5 protein-coding genes and 1 pseudogene are annotated in these 4,471 nt (G+C 51.4%); 5 read left to right on the forward strand and 1 reads right to left on the reverse strand.

The window, feature by feature from the left end; genetic code table 11:
• The first annotated feature begins 203 nt into the window (after positions 1-203).
• The 5 genes from LLF79_RS26625 (at position 204) to fghA (ending at position 3,777) form a co-directional block, all read left to right on the forward strand.
• Positions 204-901 (forward strand): IS1 family transposase gene (locus tag LLF79_RS26625; protein ID WP_223195083.1). Its coding sequence is split into 2 segments (ribosomal slippage): positions 204-453 and positions 453-901, totalling 699 coding nucleotides; the frame shifts between segments, so codons are not numbered across the junction.
• Between the two features lie 113 nt (positions 902-1,014).
• Positions 1,015-1,290 carry a formaldehyde-responsive transcriptional repressor FrmR gene (frmR, locus tag LLF79_RS26630; RefSeq protein ID WP_017384071.1) on the forward strand — a complete coding sequence of 92 codons (276 nt, stop codon included), beginning with the start codon at positions 1,015-1,017 and terminating at the stop codon, positions 1,288-1,290.
• 34 nt (positions 1,291-1,324) lie between these two features.
• Positions 1,325-2,434: an S-(hydroxymethyl)glutathione dehydrogenase gene (frmA, locus tag LLF79_RS26635; RefSeq protein WP_017384070.1), complete on the forward strand. Its 1,110-nt coding sequence runs from the start codon at positions 1,325-1,327 to the stop codon at positions 2,432-2,434.
• A 43-nt stretch (positions 2,435-2,477) separates the two neighbouring features.
• Positions 2,478-2,876, forward strand: a complete 399-nt coding sequence (locus LLF79_RS26640; RefSeq protein ID WP_012561111.1) for a VOC family protein — start codon at positions 2,478-2,480, stop codon at positions 2,874-2,876.
• 64 nt (positions 2,877-2,940) lie between these two features.
• The gene (gene fghA / locus LLF79_RS26645) at positions 2,941-3,777 is read left to right on the forward strand and encodes an S-formylglutathione hydrolase (RefSeq protein WP_012561110.1); all 837 of its coding nucleotides are present in this window, start codon (positions 2,941-2,943) and stop codon (positions 3,775-3,777) included.
• 199 nt (positions 3,778-3,976) lie between these two features.
• Here fghA and LLF79_RS26650 read toward each other — a convergent pair.
• Positions 3,977-4,433: pseudogene (locus LLF79_RS26650) on the reverse strand (IS3 family transposase); the annotation flags it as partial.
• Positions 4,434-4,471: the final 38 nt, after the last annotated feature.

Genomic DNA, 4,471 nt, shown 5'->3' on the forward strand with positions numbered 1-4,471 from the left:
TTAATCGTATGATTCTAATTTTATTAAATAAAGTAAGTTTCTGCATTGGTTTATCAAGAATGGTTGATCATATAAAACCACTACTTAGACCAAAAAGTGATCAGTAGTTTTCACACAGCCTGTGCCAAGAGCAGACGCTGGTAATTCGGGTAATGGTGCCAACTTACTGATTTAGTGTATGATGGTGTTTTTGAGGTGCTCCAGTGGCTTCTGTTTCTATCAGCTGTCCCTCCTGTTCAGCTACTGAAGGCGTGGTGCGTAACGGTAAAAGTACTGCCGGACATCAGCGCTATCTCTGCTCTCACTGCCGTAAAACATGGCAGCTACAGTTCACTTACACCGTCTCTCAGCCCGGTACACACCAGAAAATTATTGATATGGCCATGAATGGCGTCGGATGTCGCGCCAGTGCACGCATTATGGGCGTTGGCCTCAACACGATTTTACGACACTTAAAAAACTCAGGCCGCAGTCGGTAAACTCACGCATACAACCGGGCAGTGACGTCATTGTTTGCGCGGAAATGGACGAACAGTGGGGTTACGTCGGCGCTAAATCACGCCAGCGCTGGTTGTTTTACGCGTATGACAGGATACGGAGGACGGTTGTGGCGCACGTATTCGGTGAACGCACGTTGGTCACGCTGGAGCGTCTTCTGGGCCTGCTGTCGGCCTTTGAGGTCGTGGTATGGATGACGGATGGCTGGCCGCTTTATGAATCACGCCTGAAGGGAGAACTGCACGTTATCAGCAAGCGATATACGCAGCGCATTGAGCGGCATAACCTGAATCTGAGGCAGCATCTGGCAAGGCTGGGCAGGAAGTCACTGTCGTTCTCAAAATCGGTGGAGCTGCATGACAAAGTCATCGGGCATTATCTGAACATAAAACACTATCAGTAAGTTGGAGTCATTACCGGTGCTCTGATATATTTATTATACTATAGTGGGGTATGTGTTGATCTTAATGTAATACTCCCCTATAGTATAAGAAATACAGAGCAGTGAGGTAAGCAATGCCCAGTACTCCTGAAGAGAAAAAAAAGGTCCTAACCCGGGTTCGCCGTATCCGGGGTCAGATTGATGCTCTGGAAAGAGCACTTGAAAGTGGCGCTGAATGCCGTTCCGTTCTCCAGCAAATCGCCGCCGTCCGGGGCGCCGCTAACGGACTGATGGCAGAGGTGCTGGAGAGCCACATACGGGAAACCTTTGACCAGAATGACAGCTACAGTCATGAAGTCAGTAAATCAGTTGACGATACGATTGAGCTGGTTCGTGCCTATCTTAAATAGGTGAGGCCATTATTACATTGAGGATATATTACGTATGAAATCACGTGCCGCTGTTGCATTTGCACCAGGGAAGCCCCTGGAGATTGTTGAAATTGATGTTGCTCCGCCTAAAAAAGGCGAGGTGCTGATTAAAAACACCCACACAGGTGTCTGCCATACCGATGCCTTTACCCTCTCAGGGAATGACCCTGAGGGCGTTTTCCCGGTGGTTCTCGGCCACGAGGGAGCCGGTATCGTCGTTGAAGTTGGTGAAGGCGTCACCAGTGTGAAGCCGGGTGACCATGTTATTCCGCTCTACACCGCTGAATGCGGGGAGTGTGAATTCTGCCAGTCCGGTAAAACGAACCTCTGTGTATCGGTTCGCGAGACTCAGGGCAAAGGACTGATGCCTGACGGGACCACTCGCTTTTCATACAACGGTCAGCCTCTTTACCACTACATGGGATGTTCCACATTCAGTGAATACACCGTTGTGGCCGAGGTTTCTCTGGCAAAAATTAACCCGGAGGCGAACCATGAACACGTCTGCCTGTTGGGTTGTGGCGTGACTACCGGTATTGGCGCCGTCCATAACACGGCTAAAGTGCAGCCGGGCGATTCAGTTGCCATTTTTGGTCTGGGGGCAATTGGTCTGGCTGCGGTACAGGGGGCCCGTCAGGCAAAAGCGGGACGTATTATCGCTATCGATACTAATCCGACAAAATTTGACCTGGCCCGTCAGTTCGGGGCCACTGACTGCATTAACCCGAATGATTATGACAAACCGATTAAAGATGTTCTGCTGGATATCAACAAGTGGGGTATTGACCATACCTTTGAATGTATCGGTAACGTTAACGTCATGCGTGCAGCGCTGGAAAGTGCTCACCGTGGGTGGGGGCAGTCCGTTGTCATTGGTGTCGCAGGGGCCGGACAGGAGATTTCCACCCGTCCTTTCCAGCTGGTCACCGGGCGCGTATGGAAAGGTTCCGCGTTTGGCGGAGTAAAAGGCCGCACTCAGCTCCCCGGTATGGTCGAGGATGCCATGAAGGGGGATATTGACCTTGAGCCATTTGTAACCCATACGATGACACTGGATGAAATCAATGACGCCTTCGAGCTTATGCATGAAGGCAAATCTATCCGGACAGTGATTCATTACTGATCCCATCAGAATTTTAATCAACTCAAACTGAAGGAAGTGGAAAATGACAACTCCGGTAATTTCTGGTGACGGCATCTTTTCTCATGTGTTCATTGGCGCAGCCGATGTCGAGAAATCCTCCGCATTTTACGATGTCGTCCTGGGCACGCTTGGTATCAATAACCTCGGCCCGTTTGGCAACGGCTGGGTACTCTATGGCCGCGAAAAGCCGGCATTTATCATTGCCCGTCCGGGCAACGGTGAAGCACCTTCCGCTAACGGGGTGACTGTCGGCTTCGCTGCTGCCACCCCGGAAGAGGTTGATGCTTTCCATGCTGCCGGCCTTGCCGCCGGTGGAGCTGATGAAGGTCAACCTGGCCCGCGTGGTCACCTTCCCGGGGCCTATGCTGCCTACCTGCGGGATCCGGCGGGTAACAAAATCACGGCGTATACGTTTATCTGACGTCCGGATTTAAAGATACTTCCCCTGGCTTCGGTCAGGGGAAATAACCATGAGATAACGGCTGATGGAACTCATTGAGCAGCATGCCAGCTCTGGCGGCTGGCAAAACGTGTACCGGCATTATTCACAATCCCTTAATTGTGAAATGAATTTCGGTGTGTATCTTCCTCCCAAAGCAGTAACAGAAAAACTGCCGGTACTATACTGGTTGTCGGGCCTGACCTGTACTGAGCAGAATTTCATCACCAAATCAGGTATGCAGCATTATGCAGCCCGGCATAACGTCATCGTTGTTGTCCCGGATACCAGTCCCCGGGGTAATAATGTCCCGGATGCCGACAGTTACGATCTTGGCCAGGGGGCCGGTTTTTATCTGAACGCGACGGAACAGCCGTGGAATGTTCATTACAGGATGTATGACTATATTCTCAGAGAGCTTCCGGATGTCGTCATGAATCATTTTCCTGCAACGGCAAGAAAATCTATATCCGGTCATTCTATGGGAGGGCTGGGTGCTCTGGTGCTGGCTCTGCGAAATCCTGGTGAATATGTGAGCGTATCAGCATTTTCCCCGATAGTATCGCCTTCTCAGGTGCCATGGGGGCAACAGGCATTTAGCGCTTACCTGGGTGAAAACAGAAAAACGTGGGAAGCCTACGATCCAGTCAGCCTCATTTTACAGGGTGAAAAATTACCAGAAATCTTCATTGATCAGGGGCTGAGTGACGCCTTTTATGAAGAGCAACTGCGCACCAAAATCCTTGAGAGAGTATGCAATGAGATGAACCTCAATGCGTCGTTCCGATATCATACTGGATACGACCACAGCTATTATTTCATTTCCAGCTTTATTGGTGAGCACATTGCTTACCATGCCAACAGGCTCAGGCTGTCAGCATGAGTTGATTTCCAGCCTCAGAAAATGTGCTTAATTTTCAGGCCTGAACAGGGCCTGAACCCTGCAGACCTGAGATGTACTGTAACTGAATCGCCACGGATAATCTAGACACTTCCGAGCCGTTGATGGACTGACCCCGCCCCGGTAGACGATCCTGCCCTATAGTTTGGACTGACCCCACGCCTGTAGACAAATCCTGTCCTCACGACGAGGCCTGTTCGAAGGCCTCCGGACTGACGTCGCCGAGGTGGCTGTGGCGCCGGGACCGGTTATAGAAGACTTCAATGTAATCGAAGATCCGCCCGGGCCAGATCCCTGGTTTTATATATGCGTTTTCTGATCCGTTCTTTTTTCAGCGAACTGAAGAACGATTCGGCCACCGCATTATCCCAGCAGTTGCCACGCCGGCTCATGCTCGGCGCCAGGTTATTGGCCCGGTAGAAGCGCTGCCAGTCGTCACTGCCGTACTGGCTGCCCTGATCGCTATGTACGATAACCTCGCTGTCTGGTTTTCGGCGCCAGACCGCCATCATCAGCGCGTCGAGCGCCAGTTCGCGTGAGAGAGTGGGTTTCATCGACCAGCCGACCACATTACGGGCGAAGAGATCGATAACCACCGCCAGATACAGCCAGCCCTGCCAGGTGCGGAGTAGAGTAAGAGGCAGGGCGTAGTCGGACTATTTCCCTGCCTCTCCTC

Source organism: Enterobacter cloacae complex sp. 2021EL-01169 (assembly GCF_020733125.1).
GTDB classification, from domain to species: domain Bacteria; phylum Pseudomonadota; class Gammaproteobacteria; order Enterobacterales; family Enterobacteriaceae; genus Enterobacter; species Enterobacter roggenkampii.